The following is a 20,087-nucleotide window of genomic DNA, read 5'->3' as shown; positions in this document are numbered from 1 at the left end:
AATGCCCCGACCCGGAAAATCCAGTCGGGGCATTCTGTTTATTGACCAGCAATTTAGAAATTCAGAAGCCGGGCATGTCCAGAGCATTATTCAAAGAAAAAATCGGCAAAGGTATTACGCGCCCCCCGGGAAACAGTGAAATTTATGGGGATGTGGGTTTTCGCTTTTTCTCCATTGCCTGCGCCTGGTCCATCATTCTGCTGATCCTGTTTATCCTGTGGATGATCGGCAAACAGGCTATCCCCGCCATGGAAAAATATGGCTTCGGATTTCTTACCGGTACCACCTGGGATGTGAATAAACAGCAGTTTGCCGTTTTACCCGAAATCTGGGGCACCCTGTACAGCTCGATCCTGGCATTGATCTGGGGCGGTATCCTCGGCGTGACTATTGCCATTTTTCTTACCCAGGATTTCATTCACGCCAAGATTGCCAGTGTCTTTCGCCTCACCGTGGAATTACTCGCGGCAATCCCATCGGTGGTGTACGGCCTGTGGGGTATTTATGTGCTGATTCCCCTGCTGCGCCCGGTGGCGCACTGGCTGCATGAACACTTTGACTGGTTCCCGTTTTTCGGCACGGAACTGAGTGGCCCCGGCATGGCGCCGGCGGCGCTGGTCCTGGCAGTAATGATTCTGCCCACCGTCGCCGCCATCTCTGTGGATGCCTTCCGCCAGATCCCGGCAAAAGTCAAAGAAGCCACTTACGGTATGGGCACTACCCGTGCGGAAGCGATCTTCAAGGTGCTGCTGCCAACCGCGTCTTCCGGGTTACTTGCAGCCCTGGTACTTGGTTTTGGCCGCGCCCTCGGCGAAACCATGGCCCTGGCCATGCTGATTGGTAACAGCAACCAGATCAGCCTGTCGTGGTTTTCTCCTGCCAACACCCTGGCATCCTTGATGGCTTCCAGCTTCCCCGAAGCGGGCGGTGTGGAAGTGCAGGCACTGATGTACGCCGCACTGGTGCTGCTGCTGATCACTTTCCTGGTAAACCTCGGAGGCCTGTATATCCAGCAGCTCACCATGCGTAAATTCGAGGGCAGCAAGTGAAGGACCTGAAAACGCCGAAGCAGCTGCGCAAGGAAGGCTGGAAAGGCCTCAACCTCAAGCGCGAACCCTTCGAGAGCCGCTCCCTCGGCAACAGCGTGTTCAGCGGTATGGTGTGGCTGCTGGCCCTGATCGCCGCCATTCCGCTGCTGTCCATTATCTACATGCTGCTGAAACACGGCGGTGCGCGACTGTTCAGTGAGTTTGTTCCGGTACTTACCGAGCTGCCGCCTGCGGGATTTGAAATGGGCGGAGGTATCGGCCCCGCGATTATCGGCACTCTGGTCATGGTGGCTATCGCCAGTACCATCGCGGTACCCATGGGAATTCTCACCGCCATCTCGATCAAAATACTGGGAAGAGAAAGCAAGCTCGCTCATGGGGCCCACTTTACCGCCAAGGTACTTACCGGCTTCCCCTCGATCTTGTCCGGGGTGTTCGTGTACGCGGTGCTGGTCATCAAATTCGGTTACTCGGCGCTGGCCGGTGGTGTAGCGCTCGCGGTACTGATGCTGCCCACCATTATCATCGCTGCGGAAGAAGCGCTCGGCCAGGTACCCAAACGCATGACCGACGCCGCCTATGGTATGGGCTGCACGCCCACCCAGGTGATGTGGAAAATCACCCTGCCCACGGCACTGCCCGGTATCATGACCGGGGTCATGCTGGCGGTGGCCGGTGCAGCCGGCGAGTCCGCGCCGCTGTTATTCACCGCGCTGTTCAGCAACTATTACCTTTCCCATATGAACGAGCCCACTGCCTCGCTGTCGGTGCTGATCTACAACTTTTCGGGAATGCCCTTTGACAACCAGATCGAGCTGGCGTGGACCGCGTCACTGGTTCTGGTGATCATCGTATTGATCTTCAATTTGTTTGCCCGCGCAATCAGCCGCAAGAAAAACTGAGCACGGAAATGAGCCTACCTCGCAGTCAAGCCGCCGACACGGCGCCGTCAGAAACCGTTATCGATTGTCAGATCGACAAAATCCACTACGGTGATTTTCTCGCCGTGCGGGACAGCAAGATTCCCATCGAGCAAAAAAAGATAACCGGATTTATCGGGCCGTCCGGCTGCGGTAAAAGTACCGTATTGCGCTGTCTGAACCGAATGAATGATCTGATCCAGACATTTCGCTTTGAAGGTCAGGTGCACTATCACGGCCAGGATATCTATGCCAAGGATGTAGACCCGGTGGTGGTACGCCGCTATATCGGCATGGTGTTTCAGCAACCCAACCCTTTCTCCATGAGCATTTACGAGAATGTGGCCTTCGGTCTCAAGCTGAATAAGTTCAAAGGGGACATGGACAAGAAGGTCGAGAAGGCACTGAAGCGCGCGGCCCTGTGGGACGAGGTGAAGGACAAACTGAAGGCCAGCGGTCTATCGCTGTCCGGTGGACAGCAACAGCGCCTGTGCATTGCCCGCGCCATTGCCTCGGAACCCGAAGTGCTGCTGATGGACGAACCCTGCTCCGCCCTCGACCCCATCGCTACCCGCCAGATCGAAGAGCTGATGCTCGAACTGAAAAACCGCTACACCGTCGCCATTGTTACCCACAATATGCAGCAGGCCATGCGCGTGGCGGACAACACGGCATTTTTCTCTGTGGATATCTCCCAGGGCGGGCGCACCGGCTACCTGGTAGAAATGGGCAATACCGAGCAGGTATTTGAGAATCCGCAGCAGACCCTGACCAAGGAATATATCTCTGGCGAATTCAGCTGACGTGTGATTAGCGGAAGCTTTTCACCCACCGCACCACGGCCTGGCGTCGCCAGGCCATGAGCGCCAGTGCCACCGCCGCGTAGATGGCCGGCTCGATCCAGCCACTTTTTACCGCCCACCAGAAATGCCAGCAGGCCAGCAGCACCACAAGGTAGAGCAGGCCGTGCAGCTTCTTCCAGTTGCGCCCCATTTTTTTGAGCAGCGCGGGAACGGAAGTCACCGCCAGTGCCAGCAGAATCAGCCAGGCAAAAAAGCCCAGCAAAATATAGCTGCGCTTGATCAGCTCCGCACCGATCAGTGACCAGTCGAGGCCGAGATCCAGTGCCAGCCACGCGGTAAAGTGCAGGCTGGCCCAGGCAAAACACCAGAGTCCCAGGGGCCGGCGCAACCGATTAAGCTGGCCGAAGTGCAGCGTTTTTGCCAGTGGCGAGACCAGCAGGGTGAGCAGCAGCAGGCGAATGGTGCCCATACCCAGGTAGTGAATCAGCTCCTTGACCGGATCGCCGCCGAGACGCCCCTGATTGATGGCGACAAACAGCCACAGCAGCGGTAGCAAAGCGCCGATATGCACAGCGACCTGCAGGCCGGTGGCAACGGGCTTTTTCCACTGCCCCGTCACTAGTAAAACTTCCTCAGATCCATAGTGCTGTACAGGGATGCGACCTCTTCTGCGTAGCCATTAAATGGCAGGGTCGGCTGTCGCTTCACCGAGAATAAACCGCCGGGGCCAATAAATCGCTCGCTGGCCTGGGACCAGCGCGGGTGATCTACCTTCGGGTTCACATTGGCATAGAAGCCATATTCCTGTGGCGCCAGCTTGTTCCAGCTGGTGGGTGGCATCTGTTCAAGCAGTCTGATTTTGACGATGGACTTGATACCCTTGAAGCCGTATTTCCACGGAACCACAAGACGAATGGGGGCGCCGTTCTGGGGCGGCAGGGTTTTTCCATAAAGCCCCACCGAAAGAATGGTGAGCGGGTGCGTGGCCTCATCAATCCGCAGGCCCTCCACGTAGGGATAGTCCACGCCACCACCGATGTAGCGGTTGCGCTGCCCAGGCATCTGTTGCGGATCGTACAGTGTTTCGAAGGCGACATACCTGGCGCGGCTTGTCGGCGCAAAGCGCTTGAGGAACTTGCCAAGCTCGAAGCCCACCCAGGGAATATTCATGGACCAGGCCTCCACACAGCGCATGCGGTAAATGCGCTCTTCCAGGCCAATCTCCCCCATCAGCTTCCACACATCTACGGTGCCTGGCTTTTCCACTTCCCCTTCCACGGTAAGCGTCCAGGGTTCGGTTTTCAGCCCCTGGCTGTTTTCCGCGGGATCGGTTTTGCCGGTCCCGAACTCGTAGAAATTGTTGTGGCTGATGACCTTCGCCTGCGGGGTGAGGACCAGGTCCGGGACGGGTTTCTGCGGCGTGAAGGCGAGCGGTTTGCGCGGGGCGGCCTTTTCCGGCTCGCCGCCGAACAGATCCAGGGCGCGGGCGTTACCGGCGAGCAGCAGGCTGCCGATTCCGGCGCCGAGGCCCGAGATCACACGGCGCCGGGAAACATAGGCGGATTCAGGAGTGGTCTGCTGTTCAGACAGCTGATGGCGAGGGGGCGATTTGATCAGCACGGTATTCTCCTGAAATTAAAGCCGCTATTGAGAGTTGGTCGTCATTGCGGGCCGATTCTTACACGCTTTCGGGAGGCGTTCAGCGGCCGCCACGGAAGTACTCAGGCCTCCGCCGCCAGACGTTGGACCGCGAAATCCCCCATATTGTTCGCGAGCTCCCGCTCGCCGACGAATACCGCGGTGGCCCCTTCCTTGCGCAGCAGCGGCTCCACCTCTTCGTTTTCCGCGCACACCAGGATACTGATCTCCGGTCGCAGCAGCTTCGCCGTCGCCATCATCTTCTGGGTGCGCACCGTATCCGCCACCGTAATGATGAGCATGCGCGCACGGGCCACATGCGCCTGAATCAGCACTTCCTCGTCAGCACCATCGCCGCAGACCGCAGGAATTCCCTGCGCGCGCAGCTGTTCCACCCGCTCCCGTTGAATATCTGCCACCACCACGGACATCCCGGTGTTGCGCAATTGCGCACCGATATGACTGCCAAGTCCTCCATATCCCACAATCAGCGCATGCCCGGTCAGGGAGCGCAGGTCGGTAGTCATCGGCAGCTCCGCCAGCGGGTCGTCGGTACGCTCCATAAACCGCGCGAGCCTGGAGCGGCTGCGCACCCAGCGCTGGGCAGGTTCAATCAGATTAAACAGCAATGGATTGAGCGCAATTGAAATCAGCGCACCGGCAACGATCAGGTTCTGCCCTTGAACCGGCAGCAGCCCGAGAGAGGCCCCGAGCGCCGCGAGAATAAAAGAAAACTCACCGATCTGGGCCAGACTCGCCGATACCGTAAACGCCGTATTCAGCGGGTAGCGGAACAGCAGTACCAGCACAAAGGCCGCGAGGGTCTTACCGAAAACAATGATCGCCACCACAGTCAGGACCCGCAGGGGCTCCTCGACCAGCATGGCCGGGTCGAACAGCATTCCCACCGATACAAAGAACAGCACCGCAAAGGCATCGCGCAGGGGCAGCGACTCTTCCGCCGCGCGATGGCTGAGAGCGGACTCCCGCAACACCATGCCGGCGAAGAACGCACCCAGCGCGAAAGACACGCCGAAGATAATCGAGGAGAAATAGGCGATTCCCATGGCAATGGCGATCACCCCAAGGGTAAACAGCTCGCGGGAGCCGGTGCGCGCCACCTGCCACAACAGCCAGGGAAAAAATCGCTTGCCGCCGAGCAGCATCAGCGCAATGAATATCGCCACCTTGCCCAGGGTCAGGGCAACGGTAACCAGCAGTGTTGCCTCGCCACCAGTCCCGGCGTGCGCGCCGGCGTCCTGAGCGCCCACCGCACCCCCGAGCCAACCCGCCAGTGCCGGCAGCAGAACCAGGGCAAACACCATGACCAGGTCTTCTACGATCAACCACCCCACCGCGATGCGTCCGTTCTGGCTGTCCAGCAGGCCTCTCGACTCCAGCCCCCGCAACAGCACTACGGTGCTCGCCACCGATAACGCCAGGCCGAACACCACACTGGCACCAATGCTCCACCCCCACCAATGTGCAACCGCGGCACCGAGGGCGGTCGCCACCAGTATCTGGGCGATGGCGCCGAAGATGGCAATGCGACGCACCGCCATCAGGTCCTTGAGAGAAAAGTGCAGGCCCACACCGAACATCAGCAGAATGACGCCAATTTCCGCCAGCTGCTGCGACAGCGTCACATCCGCCACGAATCCCGGGGTTGCCGGGCCAATCAGGACACCGGCGATCATGTAGCCCAGCAGGGCCGGCATACGCAGGCGCACGGCGACAAATCCCAGAATCAGCGCCAGGCCCAGGGCGACAGAAATGGTTGTGATCAGTGCGATATCGTGGTGCAAATCCCCTCCTGAGAACTCTTTTTTACGGGCACCACAAAGCGCACCGTCCATTGTTCGGCGTTTTAGAATTGTGCGGCAGTTTAGCTGCCAGGGAAGATCAGGTCATAAAGAACTGTTGCAGCCCAACCAGTACATTGGTTGTGGCGACAGAGGCGAGAATCAACCCCATTACGCGGCTGACAATACTGGCTCCGGAATCGCCAATCCAGCGATAGATCCAGTTCGCCGCCAGCAGCAATACCAGCACAATACCCAGCACCGCGAACATGGCGGTGGCGGACTTTACCTGGTGGATGGGATCAAAACGGTGGTTATCCGTCAGCACTACCGCAGCCAGCATGGCACCGGGTGAGGCAATGGAGGGCACGGCAAGGGGGAAAATAGCGGTTTCACGACCATCGCGAATGATCTCCACTTCACTTTCCGGCTTGCCCTCGCCGAAGATCATGGTCAGGGCAAACAGGAACAGTACGATGCCGCCCGCCACCTGGAACGCAGACAGCGGCACACCAATGGCCTCCAGCAGGTATTGCCCCAGCAACAGGAAAAACGTCAGGATGCCGGTTGCTACCGCGACCGCGAGCAGCGCAATTTTGCGCCGCTGCCACTCGGTATGGCGGGACGTGACCGCAATAAACACCGGCAGTGTGCCCACCGGGTCAATGACGGCAAAGAAAAAGACAAAGCTGCTGATCCAATCGTTCAAGTGGTTGCCCGTTCGCCCGTGCTAGTATCGAAGAAATAGAGGACATGATTCCATAAGAGTCTAGTGCATGACAAACCATTCCCCGACAGCGCGCAGAATCGCCAAAACCATCCTCAATGGGTTCGATGCGTATTTTGCGGATTTTCAGAACATGACACTAGGGGCAAAGGCGCGCTTTGAGACTGCCGCATGGCCTGCGGTGCATGAGACCAACAAGGAGCGCATCGATCTCTACAAGATCAAGGTCAATCAGGTGCTGAAACTGGTGCACTCGGTGACCAGCAAGGACACCACCCAGCTGGAGCTCTGGGGGCAGGCCAAGTCCACCTACAGCCAGTTGATTGCCAATCACAACAACTACGAGATTGCCGAGACGTTTTTCAATTCGGTGTTCTGCAGCCAGTTCCAGCACGCACATATTCACGACAGCCACATCTTCGTAAAGCCGTCCCGCGCACCGGACGAGAAGCCGCTGCGGGACTACTCCATCTATATCAGCTACAGCGGGCGCGATGGCCTGACGGCGATGATTGAGGATATCCTCGCCGACTACAGTTTCTCAATTCCCTGGGAAGACATGGCGCGGGATGTGAACAACATCTGCGAGGCCCTGCGCGCGGGTCCGCTCGCCGGCAAGCTGGAGGATGAGGAAGACGAGCAGCGGCTGCGGGTGGATATGCTGGAGTCGGTGTTTTACCGCAACAAGGCGGCGTACCTGGTGGGCCGCCTGATGTTTGCCGGCGAGGTCATCCCGCTGATCCTGCCCTGCCTCAACAACGGTCGCGGCCATGTGTTTGTGGATACCCTGATCCACGACAACGATTCGACCAGTATCATTTTCAGTTTTACCCGCTCCTACTTTATGGTGGATGCACCCATTCCCTCGCGGTTTGTGCGCTTCCTGTCCACCATCATGCCGCTCAAGGAAAAGTCCGAGCTGTACAACTCCATCGGCTTCCACAAGCACGGCAAGACCGAGTTCTACCGCCATATCCTCGCGCATATGAAGGTGAGCAACGACAAGTTCGTGATCGCCCCGGGGATCAAGGGGATGGTGATGAGCGTGTTTACCCTGCCCTCATACCCAGTGGTATTCAAGGTCATCAAGGACAAGTTCGACAATCCCAAGACGGTCACCGAGGAAATCGTCAAGGAGAAGTACAAGTTTGTATCCCGCGCCGATCGGGTAGGACGCATGGCGGATACCCAGGAGTACACCAACTTTATTTTCTACCGCAACCGCTTCAGTGAAGAGCTGCTGAGCGAGCTGCAGGCACTGGCGCCCTCCAAGCTGCATGTGGACGACAAGTGGGTGATCATCAAGCACCTGTATGTAGAGCGGCGCATGGAGCCCCTCAACCTGTATCTCGACCAGGCTGATGAACAGCAGACCATTGAGGCCATGGAAGAATACGGGAATGCGATCAAACAATTGGCGGCGGCGAATATCTTCCCCGGCGATATGCTGCTGAAAAACTTCGGTGTGACCCGACATGGCCGCGTGGTGTTTTACGATTACGACGAGCTCTGCCCTCTCACCGAGTGCAATTTTCGCAAGATTCCCGAACCCCAAACCAGCGAACAGGAACTGGCGGACAGGCCCTGGTACACCGTGGCCGAAGCCGATGTATTCCCGGAAGAGTTCCGTCTGTTTTTTTCCGGCAACCCGGTGGCGCGCAAGGCCTTCGCAGACCAGCACAGTGATCTGTACGATTATCGCTACTGGCAGAAACTGCAGGAGCGTATCCGTGCCGGGCGCGTGGAGAGCACCTTCCCGTATCGCCGCAAGGTACGCTTCAAGCGCAGCAAAACGCCACGCCAGTAAGTACATGACTTGAAATCCACATTTGCGCGGCTGGACGGCGGGCAACTACGGCTATAGTTAAATGAGCGGATTGATACCGAGGAGGTAGAAAGTGCGGTTTTTCGGTGGTAGCACACTGTGCACAGGCTTGGCGCTGTGGAGCATGGCAATGACTGGCTGTGGATATCTCCCCAGTGAAATGGCGCCGAAACCCAAGGCCACCGCATCAAAAGCCCCGGAGACTGCTGCGGGGGTGAATGTTCACGCCGCCAGCTGCGACACTCGCGCCAAAGGCTATGACGTAGTGACCTTTGGCGACCTCTACGAGATCACCGGCGATCCCAGAGATCCCTTCCGACCCGCCGGAAATGCACCCGCAAAATACGACGTGCGCGCCTTCGTATGGGGATACGACAACTGTATGGCGAAGGGCAACTGTGCCCACGGCGACCACTACTGGCTGATTGGCCGTGGCCCCGAGGGTGACTTCTCCACCTGGGTTGTCACCCCCCAGTTTCCACGAATTACCATAGAATCCCGCTGCAAAGCACACCTGAAAGTGGGTGAGCGCTACCGCTTTTCATTCGAAAACGGAAAGTTGGTGGGGTTCAGCAAAAACTAAATTTCGCGTTTTTTCAGATACCGGTAAATGGCATCCTGCGAACGCACATTGCGTTTACTCGCGCGATTGGCGATACGACTGTTGGTCTGTTCCGCATCCAGTATTCGCGCTTTCTGATTATCCTGCCACTGCAACTCCAGAATATGCATCACCGTCTCGCGGTGCTCCTCGGCCAGCAGCGGAAAGGTGACCTCAACGCGATGGTCCAGATTGCGTGTCATCAAGTCTGCAGAGGACAGGTACACCCGCTGATCACCGCCGTTGTGGAAAGCATACACCCGCGCGTGTTCCAGGAACTTGTCCACCAGGCTGATCACCTTGATATTGTCCGAGAGCCCCTTTTCCTGACACTGCAGCGCACACATGCTGCGCACTATAATCCGCACTCGCACGCCCGCCACATTGGCGCGGTATAGATATTCAATTATCTCGCGATCCACTAGATTGTTGCACTTGATGAATATTTCCGCCGCTTGCCCTGCGGCGGCCGCGTCAATCTCCCGCTCAATGGCTGCCAGGATATTGGGCCGGTTGCTGTGGGGCGAGCTCCAGATGTGGTGATACTCGGGCTGCAGGTGCGGCTGCTTGATAAAATCGAACACCCGGTAGGCATCCTGCCCCAGCTTGGTATCGCTGGAGAGCAGACTGAAGTCACAGTAAAAACGCGCGGTACTCTCGTTGAAGTTTCCGGTACCAAAGTGGCTGTAATAGCGGTCGCGGCCGTTTTCTTCACGCACGATGGAAATCAACTTGCAGTGCACCTTCAGGCCTGGCACACCGTAAATAACGTCCACGCCGGCATCGCTCAGCTCGTTGGACCAGTGGATGTTCGCCTGCTCGTCAAAACGCGCCTGCAACTCCACCACAGCCGTCACCTGCTTCTGGTTGCGCACCGCGTTTACCAATGCAGCCACCACCCGGGAGTTTTTCGCCACCCGATACAGGTTGATACGGATTTCCCGTACCTTGGGGTCAATGGCAGCCGAGGCCAGCAGTTTGGTTATCACGCGAAAGTCGTGATACGGGTAATAGCAAAGCCGTTCTTTGGCGTCGAGCCAGTCAAAAATATTCGCGCTATCCGGCAGTGTTGGCAGGGGTTTGATGGCGCGGTAGGTGTGCTGCTTGATATCCGCCGGGAAGCTCATGAAGTCTTTCGAGTTGTGATAGCGGCCACCCGGGGTGTAGCTGTCGTAGCGCCCCATCTTCAGTTTTTTCTTGATCAGCTGCAGCAGCGCTTCCGGCATGGTGGAGTCGTACACCAAACGCACCGGTTCCGCCTGCTTGCGCTTCTTCAGGGACTTCGCCACCCGGTCGACGATATTCTGGGTAACGTGCTCCCCCAGCTCCAGCTCTGCGTCGCGGCTGATTTTGAAAGTAAACGCCGCCGCTTTTTCAATGGGCAACACATAGCGGAACACTTCCACCAGACAGGCGCGGATCACATTGTCGAGCACAATATAGACCTTCTCGTGCTTCTGCTCCCGGTGGGGAATGGCGATAAAGCGCGGCAGGATATCCGTGGGGATCTCCAATGCGGCAAAACGCAGACTGCCGTCCTCAAGTTCCAGATAAATACCGAAGTAAATGCTCGCTTCGTTCAGTAGCGGCATGGTGTCGCGATCGTCTATGAAAAAGGGTTCGAGCTCCGGCAGAACTTCCCGGTGGAAATACTCTTCGACATATTCCCGCTGGCCCTCGGTGAGCTGGCGCTCATTGATCAGGTGGATGTTGTTCTTGCCAAGATCCTCCAGCACCTTGGTGTAGGCATTCCCGAAGCGTGCCTGCAGACGCAATACCTTCTCATTGATATTGCCCAGCAGTTCAGAAAAATCATCTTTCTTCTTGCTGCCTTTGGTAAAAGTGGCCAGGCGGCGCACATCCGCTACGCGAACCCGGTAGAATTCGTCCAGGTTGTTGGAGAAGATACCCAGAAAACGCACCCGCTCAATCATCGGTACACTTTCGTCTTCCACTTCCTGCAATACGCGGGCATTGAAAGACAGCCAGCTGAGCTCTTTGGGATAGATGGGGATGTCGTTTGCCATACTCTCTACTGCAGTTACGGTGGAAGGCGTTGCGGCGCCGGTGTCTTCCGAGGGTATCAGCCCCGTTGGCTGCGCCAAATTATTCGGTTTCAAGTGTGTGAACTTCCATTGAAGCCATAGTTCATTGCGACACAGTTTGCTACATTTTTGTTACAGCGATTTGACAGCGAAAAACATGACAACAGAGTCCTCGACAGCCACCCCGCAGGAAGAGCTCCACGAACGCTACGCGGCACTGGATCTCGGCTCCAACAGCTTCCACCTGCTGCTGGCAGAGTTCCGCGATCAGCGCATGGTGCGCCTGCACACTGATCGCGCCATGGTGCGCCTGGCGGAGGGCCTGGATGCAGCCCGCAATCTCGACCCCATGGTAGCCGAACGGGCACTGGAAGCGCTGCGGCGTTTTGCGCCAGTCATACAGGACCTGCCACTGGACAGTGTGCGCGTCGTCGGCACCAACACCCTGCGTGCAGCCAGCACACGCGCCGATGGTTTCCTGGAATCCGCGGAGGCAATTCTCGGCGCGCCCATCGAAATCATTTCCGGAATAGAAGAAGCGCGTCTGATTTATTCCGGTGTCATGGCGGCCGCCGAGGGCCCGACCCGCCTGCGGTGCGTCATTGATATCGGCGGTGGCTCCACGGAGCTGGTACGAGGCATGGAAGCGCCCCGCCAGCTGCAGAGTATCAGCATGGGTTGCGTGGCATTTAACCGACGCTTTTTCGACAGCGGCAAGATCGAAAATGGCAAGCACAATAACTTTGTCCGCGCCCGTCGCGCGGCCCAGGCCGAGCTGCAGGAGTTGCAGCATATGGCGGATGACGCACTGGTAATGGGCGCTTCCGGCACCGTCAAGTCGGTGGCCCGGGTACTCAACGATGGCGAGCTGCTGCCAATCCTGCGCGAAGATATCGATGCCCTGGCAGAGAAAGTGGCCAGGTTCAAAACCGTTGATGCCATTGAACTTCCGCATCTCGACCCGGAGCGGCGACCGGTGTTCGCGGCGGGCCTCGCTATTTTGCACGGTATTTTCCGCGAGCTGGATATCCAGGAGATGCACATTTCCCCCTATGCCATTCGCGAAGGGATCGTTCACGATCTCGCCGGACGCGCATCAGGCGGCGACCGCCGCGCAGATACCGTCGCCAATCTCATGGAGCGAGGGGAAATTGACCGGGGGCAGGCTAAACGCGTCGCCAATACGGCGCTGCAGTTTTTTGGCCAGCTCAATCCCCACTCCATGCTGAGCCAACGGCGATTGTTGCACTGGGCAGCGGACCTACACGAGCTCGGGCTATCCCTGTCCCACAGCAGTGTCCGCAAGCTGGGCGCCTACATGATTGAGCACGCGGATATGGCAGGCTTCAGTAAAAGTGAGCAGGAAAACCTCGCCTATCTGGTGCGCAACCAGCGCGGCGATATCAAGGCGGTCCAGGAACACTACGGTTTCCATCCCAACAACGACCTGCTGCTGTGCCTGCGCCTCGCCTGCATTGTGCATAGAGACCATGTGGATCGCGCAATCGATGGCCTGCAGCTATCCGCGGAAGGCCCGGGCTACCACTTACAGGCGCCCGCTAATTGGCTGTATCAGTTCCCGGCGATCGAAGACCTTCTCTACATGGAAGTGGACTGCTGGGAAGACAAAAGCATCAAGCTGGCATTATCGTCCCCGTGAGTTCAAAAACACCCCTGAACAAACTGCACCTGCAGCATCGCTACGCCGACCTTGGCGCCGTGTTTGGCACCCCCACGCAGCCTGCCCCGCTACAGAATCCACATACCATTCACGTCAATCCGGCGGTGATGGAAGATCTCGGGCTGAACGCCGATGATCGGCAACACCCGGACTGGGCGCAATTGACCAGCGGCGCAAAGCTTTTCCCGGGCAGTGTGCCATTCGCGATGAAGTACACCGGCCACCAGTTCGGCAGCTATAACCCGGAGCTGGGGGATGGCCGCGCCCTGCTCCTGGGCGAAGTCGAGCACAGCGGAAAGCGCTGGGACCTGCACCTGAAAGGCGCCGGCAAAACGCCCTACTCCCGCTTTGGCGACGGCCGCGCGGTACTGCGCTCGACCATCCGCGAATATCTGGCGGGCGAGGCGCTGACCGGCCTCGGTATTCGCAGCACCCGCGCCCTCAGTATCGCCGGCAGTAGCGAGCCGGTCGCCCGCGAAACAATGGAAACCGGAGCAGCGCTGATCCGAGTGGCCCAGAGCCATATCCGTTTCGGGCATTTTGAATACCTGTTTTACACCCGTCAGCTGGAAGCGCAGCAAAAGCTGGTAGAGTTTGTAACAGCGCAATTTCTGCCAGAGTCCGCCGGCGAATCGATACAGAAACAGGCCGAAGCGCTGCTGCGCTTTACCGTTCAGCGCAGTGCAGAGCTGGTCGCCGGCTGGCAATCGGTGGGATTTGCGCACGGAGTACTGAATACCGACAACATGTCGATCATTGGCGACACCTTCGACTTCGGTCCTTACGGCTTCCTGGATGACTACGAGCCGGGGTTTATCTGTAATCACTCGGATCATACCGGCCGCTACGCCTTCGACGCACAGCCCGGTGTTGTATTGTGGAATCTCAATGCACTGGCCCACGCATTTTCCAGCCTGCTGGATACGGAAACACTGAAAGATTGCCTGGGGCAGTACCAACCGCTGTTAATCGAATGTTACGCGGCGCGTATGCGACAAAAGCTTGGGCTCGCCATTGCAGATGATGGCGACCAGCAACTGTGTGCCGACCTGCTGCAAGTACTGGAAGCGGGGCGCGTCGATTACCCACTGTTTTTCCGCACCCTCTCCCACTACAAAGGTGAGCGCCCCGCCGCCTCGCTGGAACTGTTGATACAACCGGCGGAACAGGGAGCACTCGCCAGCTGGCTCTCGCACTATGACCGACGGCTGCAAAAGGAGACCCGCACCGCGGAAGCCCGCAGCCGGGACATGCTGCTGACCAATCCCAAATTCGTATTGCGCAACTATCTGGCGCAACAGGTAATCGAGGCGGCGGAGGCCGGGGACTACCAGCCCCTGGCGACCCTGTTTGACTTGCTGCAGTCGCCATTCGACGAGCACCGGCAACACGCGCAGTGGGCAGCCGCACCTCCGGAGGCAGGAAAGCACCTGCCAATCAGCTGCTCATCGTGAGTCCTGTGTTTACGTAGTTTTGCCACTAACTGCCACTCCACGGGTAGCAGATACTCACCGCCCATGGAAAGCGGGAACATCTACACTAATATTGAAGTCCCAATGCTGTTGTGACCATAAAAAATGTTATGGTCACACCCTGACCAATAGCGATGGATCTCCCCATGAAAACACTGATTACTGCTGTGAGCGCCCTGCTTCTCTCCACCCAGCTGGCCTTTGCCGATGTGGTCGGTCGCTGGACCACCATTGACGATGAAACCGGCCAGAAAAAGTCGGTGGTGGAAATCTACGAACAGGGTGGCAAATATTACGGCAAGGTGGTGGACCTGCTGATGAAGCCGGATGACACCGTCTGTGAAGCCTGCCCTGGCTCCAACAAGGGCAAGAAAATTGTCGGCATGAATGTGATCACCGATATGGTGAAAAAAGGCAATGTGTACGAAGGCGGTCAGATTCTCGACCCGGTCAAGGGCAAAGTCTATGACTGCAAGATGTGGGAGGAAGGCGGCAACCTGAAGGTTCGCGGCTATCTGGGCTTCTTCTACCGCACCCAGACCTGGTACCCGGCGAAATAAGCCAATAAGAGGGCATAACGCCCTCTTATTTTAGCTCTGGTTGAAAGCGGCTCTACTTGCTTTCAACCTCTACCTTATCCACCTTCTGGAAGCCACGGGGCAGCTTGTTGCCACGCCGTCCACGCTCTCCTTCGTAGTGTTCCAGCTCTGAGAGCTTGATCTTCGTGTGGCGCTTGCCTGCATGGATGATCAGCTGATCTTTACCTTCCAGCACTGCAATACCCACCACAATTTCCTCGCGGCTCGCAGCGCGGGCTGCAGGGATATTGATGATTTTGTTGCCCTTGCCCTTGGAAAGCTCCGGCAGTTCGGACACCGGGAACACCAGCATACGTCCCTCACTGGTCACCGCCGCAAGTACTGCAGTTTCCGGGTTTTCGATTTCCCGGGGCGGCAGTACCTGTGCACCTTTCGGCAGGCTCAGCATCGCTTTACCGGCCTTGTTGCGAGACTGCAGGTCGGCGTATTTGGCGATAAAGCCGTAGCCCGCATCACTGGCCAGCAATACCTTCTGGTCATCCCCCCCCATCAACAGACCTTCAAAGGTGGCACCGGAAGGTGGATTGATACGGCCGGACAATGGCTCGCCCTGGCCCCGCGCGGAAGGCAGGGAATGGGCGGCTATGGCGTAGCTGCGGCCGGTGCTGTCCAGTAACAGCGCCGGCTGGTTGCTCTTGCCGCGGGCGGCGTATTTGAAGCCGTCGCCGGCTTTGTAACTGAGGGACTCCGGATCGATATCATGGCCCTTGGCCTGGCGGATCCAACCCTTGGCGGACAGCACGACGGTGATCGGGTCGCTGCTCAACAGTTCGGTTTCGCTGAACGCTTTGGCTTCTTCGCGCTGCACGATGGGCGAGCGGCGCTCGTCCCCGAATTCGTCGGCGGCGGCCAGCAGTTCTTTCTTGATCAGGGTTTTGAGGCGACGCTCGCTGCCCAGGGTCTTGCTCAGGGTATCGCGCTCTTTTTCCAGCTCCGCCTGCTCGCCGCGGATCTTCATTTCTTCCAGGCGGGCCAACTGGCGCAACTTGGTGTCGAGGACATATTCCGCCTGCACGTCCGACAGCTCGAAGCGGCGCATCAGCTCCTGCTTTGGCTCTTCGTGGGTGCGGATAATCTCGATCACTTCATCGATATTCAGGAAGGCGATCAACAAGCCGTCCAACAGGTGCAGGCGCTTCTCCACCTTGTCGAGGCGGAATTGCAGGCGCCGCCGTGTGGTAACGGTGCGGAAGCTCAGCCACTCAGTGAGGATCTTGTCGAGGGATTTCACCTGCGGGCGGCCGTCGACGCCGATCATATTCAGGTTGACCCGGTAACTCTTCTCCAGGTCGGTGGTGGCAAACAGGTGATTCATCACCTGCTCCAGGTCCACGCGGTTGGACTTGGGCACGATGACCAGGCGGGTGGGGTTCTCGTGGTCCGATTCGTCCCGCAGGTCGCTGACCATGGGCAGTTTCTTCGCCTGCATCTGCGCGGCAATCTGCTCCAGCACCTTGGAGCCACTGGCCTGATACGGCAGCGCGGTAATGACGATATCGCCATCTTCCTTGGTCCACACCGCGCGCATTTTTACCGAGCCCTTGCCGGTCTCGTACATTTTCTGCAGGTCCGCCCGCGGCGAGATGATCTCGGCCTCGGTGGGCATATCCGGGCCCTGGATAAATTCGCACAGCTCACTGACGGTGGCCTTGGGGTTCTCCAGCATATGCACGGTGGCGTCCACCACTTCGCGCAGGTTATGCGGGGGGATATCCGTGGCCATACCCACGGCGATACCCGTGGTACCGTTCAGCAGGATATTGGGGACCCGCGCGGGCAGCACCGCCGGTTCGTCCATGGTGCCGTCGAAGTTCGGCTGCCAGTCCACGGTGCCCTGGCCCAGCTCGGACAGCAGTACCTCGGAGTACTTGCCCATACGGGATTCGGTGTAACGCATGGCGGCGAAGGACTTGGGATCGTCCGGCGAGCCCCAGTTGCCCTGGCCATCCACCAGCGGGTAGCGGTAGCTGAATGGCTGCGCCATCAACACCATGGCCTCGTACACGGCGCTGTCGCCGTGCGGGTGGTACTTACCAATCACGTCGCCCACGGTACGCGCGGACTTCTTGTACTTGGCGCTGGCCTTCAGCCCCAGCTCGCTCATGGCGTAGACAATACGGCGCTGCACCGGCTTCAGGCCGTCGCCAATATTGGGCAGGGCGCGGTCGAGGATCACGTACATGGAGTAGTCCAGGTACGCCTTCTCGGTGTAGTCCGCCAGGTGCTGGCGTTCGGAGGCTTCAAACACGGAGGGCTCGGTCATACTGCGAGAGTCTCGTTATTTTGATCGGTATTTGGACAGATAAGAGAGATACAGGAGGGGGATTATGGCGGACTGCCGCAGCCGGTTCAAAGGTTGCCCTCACGATTCGACCCTGCGCCGCTGTACGTATTTCAGACAATCCTCAATATCACCCACCGCATGGGGCCAGTGGGATACAGGCAACGAACCTTTCTCGAGCCTGTGATAATGTTGCCTTTCTCAGTCTGTATCACGACAGGACGTTAGCGATGCCCGCACTCTTTGCCTTTCTCCACCACCTGCTGTTCCTCTCGATGACCGCCGTGCTCACCATGCAACTGGTGCTGCTGAATCAGGCATTCACCCTGCAGAATGCGCGCAAGATCCGTATTGTCGACCGCATCCTCGGCGGATCCGCGGCACTGCTTCTGGTGGTGGGTTTTTTACGGGTTTTCTATTTCGAAAAGGGTGCCAGTTACTATTTTCAGAACGGTGCCTTCCACGCAAAACTGACTCTGTTTGTGATCGCAGCACTGCTTTCCATTTACCCCACCATCCAGTTTCTGCGCTGGGGGAACTCCCTCAAGCAGGGCACAGTGCCGGTGGTCAGTGACCGTCAGCGCCGCTGGATGCGCATTATTGTGCACGCCGAGTTGACCGCCATCCTCGCCATGGCCCTGTGCGCCGCACTGATGGCCAAAGGCATCGGCTACTTTGGCTGAGTGAAACGAAATTCATTGAACGAAGCACACCGCCTTGTATTGAAACAGGTCGCCATTGTCTACCTGGAGCACAACCGGGGAGATGTCACCCTTGGCGACACCGCCAGTGAAAAACTGCCCGGTTGATGCTAGTACCGGCGGAAAGCGTCTGGCGGGAAGAGACCTTTGGGGCGCACTTTCCCGAAGTTTCGGTCGTTCCGGAGGCGCTGCGCCTGCCGGCATAATACATGGACAGGCCCGTTACCCGCCTGTCGACCGGGGAAAAACAACGGCGCGCCCGCAGCTTTCGAGAGCCCACTTCTATCGAGTGTCCCCGGCGCAGGTCATCCAAACGCCTGCAACCGCGTACCAAAGGCCTCTGGAGACTATTCTCTTATTAGATGCCAACGATGGGGTCGGTGTGAAAACTCTGCGACTGATACTGGGCGACCAGCTCAACCACAAACACTCGTGGTTCAGTGATGACGATGAAGACACCTGGTACTTCATTGCCGAAATGCGCCAGGAAACGGATTACGTCAAACACCATATTCAGAAAGTGGTGGCCTTTTTCGAGGCCATGGCCGAATTCGCGCAGTGGCTGGAAGACCGGGGCAAAAACGTCATTTACTACACCCTGGATACCCCGGAAAACACCCAGAAACTGGGCAGCAATATCGCCCGGCTTGTTTCTGAACACCAGTTCGAACGATTTCAGTATCAACTGCCAGACGAATACCGGCTGGATCAACAGCTGAAGTTGCTCGCAGATGACCTCAGCATTCCGAGCGAACCTTTCGACAGCGAGCACTTCCTCACCGACCGGCAGTCACTCAGTACATTTTTTGACGGTAAGAAGTCGCTGTTGATGGAGAGCTTTTACCGGCATATGCGAAAGCAGCACCGGATACTGCTCAATAAAGACGGCAGCCCGGTGGGAGGCCAATGGAATTACGATCAAAACAATCGCAACAAGTGGAAGGGGGAGCCGAAGATCCCGCCACAACGTGGCTTTCGCAAACAGGTTGTGGAAACCCTCAAGCGGATAGAGCGCGCCGGGATGAACACGTTTGGGGCGATCTCCCCCGAGCAGTTCAACTGGCCGACCACCCGCACCGATGCGCTGGCCATGCTCCGGCATTTCTGTGAGGTACTGCTACCGCACTTCGGCGACTACCAGGATGCCATGGATCCGGACGAGGTGTACCTGTTCCACAGCCGACTCAGCTTTGCCATGAACTGCAAGCTGCTGCATCCGATGGAAGTGATCGAAAAGTCAGTCGAGACCTGGCAGGAGAAGCAGGAATCCATCGATGTCAGTCAGATAGAAGGCTTTGTTCGCCAGATTCTGGGCTGGCGAGAATATATGCGCGGCATCTACTGGAAAGAGATGCCCGGCTACCGCCGCAATAATCGCCTGCGCAACCAGCGGGACCTGCCAGGTTTCTACTGGACCGGCGAAACAGACATGAACTGCCTGCATCACGCGATAAAAAACAGTCTCGAGCATGCCTACGCCCACCATATCCAGCGGCTGATGATCACCGGCAATTTTGCCCTACTGGCCCAGGTACACCCGGACCAGGTCGACGGGTGGTACCTGGGAATTTACATCGACGCCATCGAGTGGGTGGAAATGCCCAACACCCGGGGGATGAGCCAGTTTGCCGACGGTGGACTTGTGGCCACCAAGCCCTATATCAGCAGCGGCAGCTACATTCACAAAATGAGCAACTACTGCGACGCTTGTCGATATAAGGTGCAGGAGCGCACCAGTGACGACGCCTGCCCGTTCAACAGCCTCTACTGGCATTTTTTAATGGAAAAGCGCGAGGCCTTTCAGAACAACCCGCGCATGTCCATGATGCTGCATCAGCTCGACAAAATGCCCGAAGAGGACAAGCGGGCCCTGCGTGCCCGTGCCCAGCAGATCATTCGCGACCCGGATGCGTTTTAGGCGGAACCCTCCTATCGCCACCTAA

At 57.9% G+C, this 20,087-nt stretch carries 16 protein-coding genes; 10 read left to right on the top strand and 6 right to left on the bottom strand.

Going from position 1 to position 20,087, the window contains the following annotated elements; all coding sequences use genetic code 11:
- Nucleotides 1–74: 74 nt before the first annotated feature.
- Genes pstC through pstB form a run of 3 tightly spaced genes read left to right on the top strand, consistent with a single transcriptional unit; the run spans nucleotide 75 to nucleotide 2,772 of the window.
- Nucleotides 75–1,049 (top strand): phosphate ABC transporter permease subunit PstC, encoded by a 975-nt coding sequence (gene pstC, locus ACYX4K_RS00675; protein WP_475090701.1) that lies wholly within the window; start codon nucleotides 75–77, stop codon nucleotides 1,047–1,049.
- On the top strand, nucleotides 1,046–1,951 hold the full coding sequence (gene pstA, locus ACYX4K_RS00670; protein WP_475090703.1) for a phosphate ABC transporter permease PstA: 906 nt from the start codon (nucleotides 1,046–1,048) through the stop codon (nucleotides 1,949–1,951). The genes pstC and pstA overlap by 4 nt, the downstream gene beginning before the upstream one ends.
- 8 nt (nucleotides 1,952–1,959) lie before the next feature.
- The gene (gene pstB / locus ACYX4K_RS00665; protein WP_231759479.1) at nucleotides 1,960–2,772 is read left to right on the top strand and encodes a phosphate ABC transporter ATP-binding protein PstB; all 813 of its coding nucleotides are present in this window, start codon (nucleotides 1,960–1,962) and stop codon (nucleotides 2,770–2,772) included.
- Between the two features lie 7 nt (nucleotides 2,773–2,779).
- Here the strand turns inward: pstB and ACYX4K_RS00660 are convergent, their stop codons facing one another.
- From ACYX4K_RS00660 to ACYX4K_RS00645, 4 genes are all read right to left on the bottom strand, one after another.
- On the bottom strand, nucleotides 2,780–3,391 hold the full coding sequence (locus ACYX4K_RS00660) for a protein-methionine-sulfoxide reductase heme-binding subunit MsrQ (protein ID WP_475090706.1): 612 nt from the start codon (nucleotides 3,389–3,391) through the stop codon (nucleotides 2,780–2,782).
- Complete coding sequence (gene msrP / locus ACYX4K_RS00655; protein ID WP_475090708.1) at nucleotides 3,391–4,392, bottom strand: protein-methionine-sulfoxide reductase catalytic subunit MsrP; 1,002 nt, start codon at nucleotides 4,390–4,392, stop codon at nucleotides 3,391–3,393. The genes ACYX4K_RS00660 and msrP overlap by 1 nt, the downstream gene beginning before the upstream one ends.
- Nucleotides 4,393–4,493: 101 nt before the next feature.
- On the bottom strand, nucleotides 4,494–6,215 hold the full coding sequence (locus tag ACYX4K_RS00650) for a cation:proton antiporter domain-containing protein (RefSeq protein ID WP_475090709.1): 1,722 nt from the start codon (nucleotides 6,213–6,215) through the stop codon (nucleotides 4,494–4,496).
- A 97-nt stretch (nucleotides 6,216–6,312) separates the two neighbouring features.
- A complete protein-coding gene (locus ACYX4K_RS00645; protein WP_475090710.1) occupies nucleotides 6,313–6,921 on the bottom strand; it encodes a MarC family protein in 609 nt (202 codons plus the stop codon).
- Nucleotides 6,922–6,988: 67 nt separating this feature from the next.
- Here ACYX4K_RS00645 and aceK point away from each other — a divergent pair, with 67 nt between their 5' ends.
- Both aceK and ACYX4K_RS00635 read left to right on the top strand, forming a co-directional pair.
- Nucleotides 6,989–8,746 carry a bifunctional isocitrate dehydrogenase kinase/phosphatase gene (gene aceK / locus ACYX4K_RS00640; protein WP_475090711.1) on the top strand — a complete coding sequence of 586 codons (1,758 nt, stop codon included), beginning with the start codon at nucleotides 6,989–6,991 and terminating at the stop codon, nucleotides 8,744–8,746.
- A 91-nt stretch (nucleotides 8,747–8,837) separates the two neighbouring features.
- On the top strand, nucleotides 8,838–9,347 hold the full coding sequence (locus ACYX4K_RS00635; protein ID WP_476178743.1) for a hypothetical protein: 510 nt from the start codon (nucleotides 8,838–8,840) through the stop codon (nucleotides 9,345–9,347).
- Here ACYX4K_RS00635 and ppk1 read toward each other — a convergent pair.
- A complete protein-coding gene (ppk1, locus tag ACYX4K_RS00630; protein ID WP_475090713.1) occupies nucleotides 9,344–11,485 on the bottom strand; it encodes a polyphosphate kinase 1 in 2,142 nt (713 codons plus the stop codon). The two genes, ACYX4K_RS00635 and ppk1, sit on opposite strands and share 4 nt — an antisense overlap.
- An 82-nt stretch (nucleotides 11,486–11,567) precedes the next feature.
- Between ppk1 and ACYX4K_RS00625 the strand changes: the two genes are divergently transcribed.
- The 3 genes from ACYX4K_RS00625 (at nucleotide 11,568) to ACYX4K_RS00615 (ending at nucleotide 15,123) form a co-directional block, all read left to right on the top strand.
- Nucleotides 11,568–13,070 carry a Ppx/GppA phosphatase family protein gene (locus ACYX4K_RS00625; protein ID WP_475090714.1) on the top strand — a complete coding sequence of 501 codons (1,503 nt, stop codon included), beginning with the start codon at nucleotides 11,568–11,570 and terminating at the stop codon, nucleotides 13,068–13,070.
- Nucleotides 13,067–14,545, top strand: coding sequence for a protein adenylyltransferase SelO (locus tag ACYX4K_RS00620; RefSeq protein WP_475090715.1), 1,479 nt, complete (start codon nucleotides 13,067–13,069; stop codon nucleotides 14,543–14,545). Before ACYX4K_RS00625 ends, ACYX4K_RS00620 begins: the two co-directional genes overlap by 4 nt.
- A 164-nt stretch (nucleotides 14,546–14,709) precedes the next feature.
- On the top strand, nucleotides 14,710–15,123 hold the full coding sequence (locus ACYX4K_RS00615; protein WP_475090717.1) for a DUF2147 domain-containing protein: 414 nt from the start codon (nucleotides 14,710–14,712) through the stop codon (nucleotides 15,121–15,123).
- A gap of 52 nt (nucleotides 15,124–15,175) precedes the next feature.
- Here the strand turns inward: ACYX4K_RS00615 and parC are convergent, their stop codons facing one another.
- Complete coding sequence (parC, locus tag ACYX4K_RS00610; RefSeq protein WP_475090719.1) at nucleotides 15,176–17,425, bottom strand: DNA topoisomerase IV subunit A; 2,250 nt, start codon at nucleotides 17,423–17,425, stop codon at nucleotides 15,176–15,178.
- 248 nt (nucleotides 17,426–17,673) lie between these two features.
- Here parC and ACYX4K_RS00605 point away from each other — a divergent pair, with 248 nt between their 5' ends.
- On the top strand, nucleotides 17,674–18,126 hold the full coding sequence (locus ACYX4K_RS00605; RefSeq protein WP_475090720.1) for a DUF2214 family protein: 453 nt from the start codon (nucleotides 17,674–17,676) through the stop codon (nucleotides 18,124–18,126).
- Between the two features lie 400 nt (nucleotides 18,127–18,526).
- The gene (locus ACYX4K_RS00600) at nucleotides 18,527–20,062 is read left to right on the top strand and encodes a cryptochrome/photolyase family protein (RefSeq protein WP_475090721.1); all 1,536 of its coding nucleotides are present in this window, start codon (nucleotides 18,527–18,529) and stop codon (nucleotides 20,060–20,062) included.
- Nucleotides 20,063–20,087 lie beyond the last annotated feature (25 nt).

This window comes from Microbulbifer sp. ABF4_107 (assembly GCF_056312215.1).
Note: the sequence above shows the minus strand (reverse complement) of the source record. Positions and strands in the feature narration are given on the sequence as shown.

Bases quoted from the DNA above. Each gene is read 5' to 3' on its own strand.
- pstC (WP_475090701.1), top strand. From the start codon at position 75: ATGTCCAGAGCATTATTCAAAGAAAAAATCGGCAAAGGTATTACGCGC.
- pstB (WP_231759479.1), top strand. From the start codon at position 1,960: ATGAGCCTACCTCGCAGTCAAGCCGCCGACACGGCGCCGTCAGAAACC.
- aceK (WP_475090711.1), top strand. From the start codon at position 6,989: ATGACAAACCATTCCCCGACAGCGCGCAGAATCGCCAAAACCATCCTC.
- ACYX4K_RS00625 (WP_475090714.1), top strand. From the start codon at position 11,568: ATGACAACAGAGTCCTCGACAGCCACCCCGCAGGAAGAGCTCCACGAA.
- ACYX4K_RS00615 (WP_475090717.1), top strand. From the start codon at position 14,710: ATGAAAACACTGATTACTGCTGTGAGCGCCCTGCTTCTCTCCACCCAG.
- parC (WP_475090719.1), bottom strand. From the start codon at position 17,425: ATGACCGAGCCCTCCGTGTTTGAAGCCTCCGAACGCCAGCACCTGGCG.
- ACYX4K_RS00605 (WP_475090720.1), top strand. From the start codon at position 17,674: ATGCCCGCACTCTTTGCCTTTCTCCACCACCTGCTGTTCCTCTCGATG.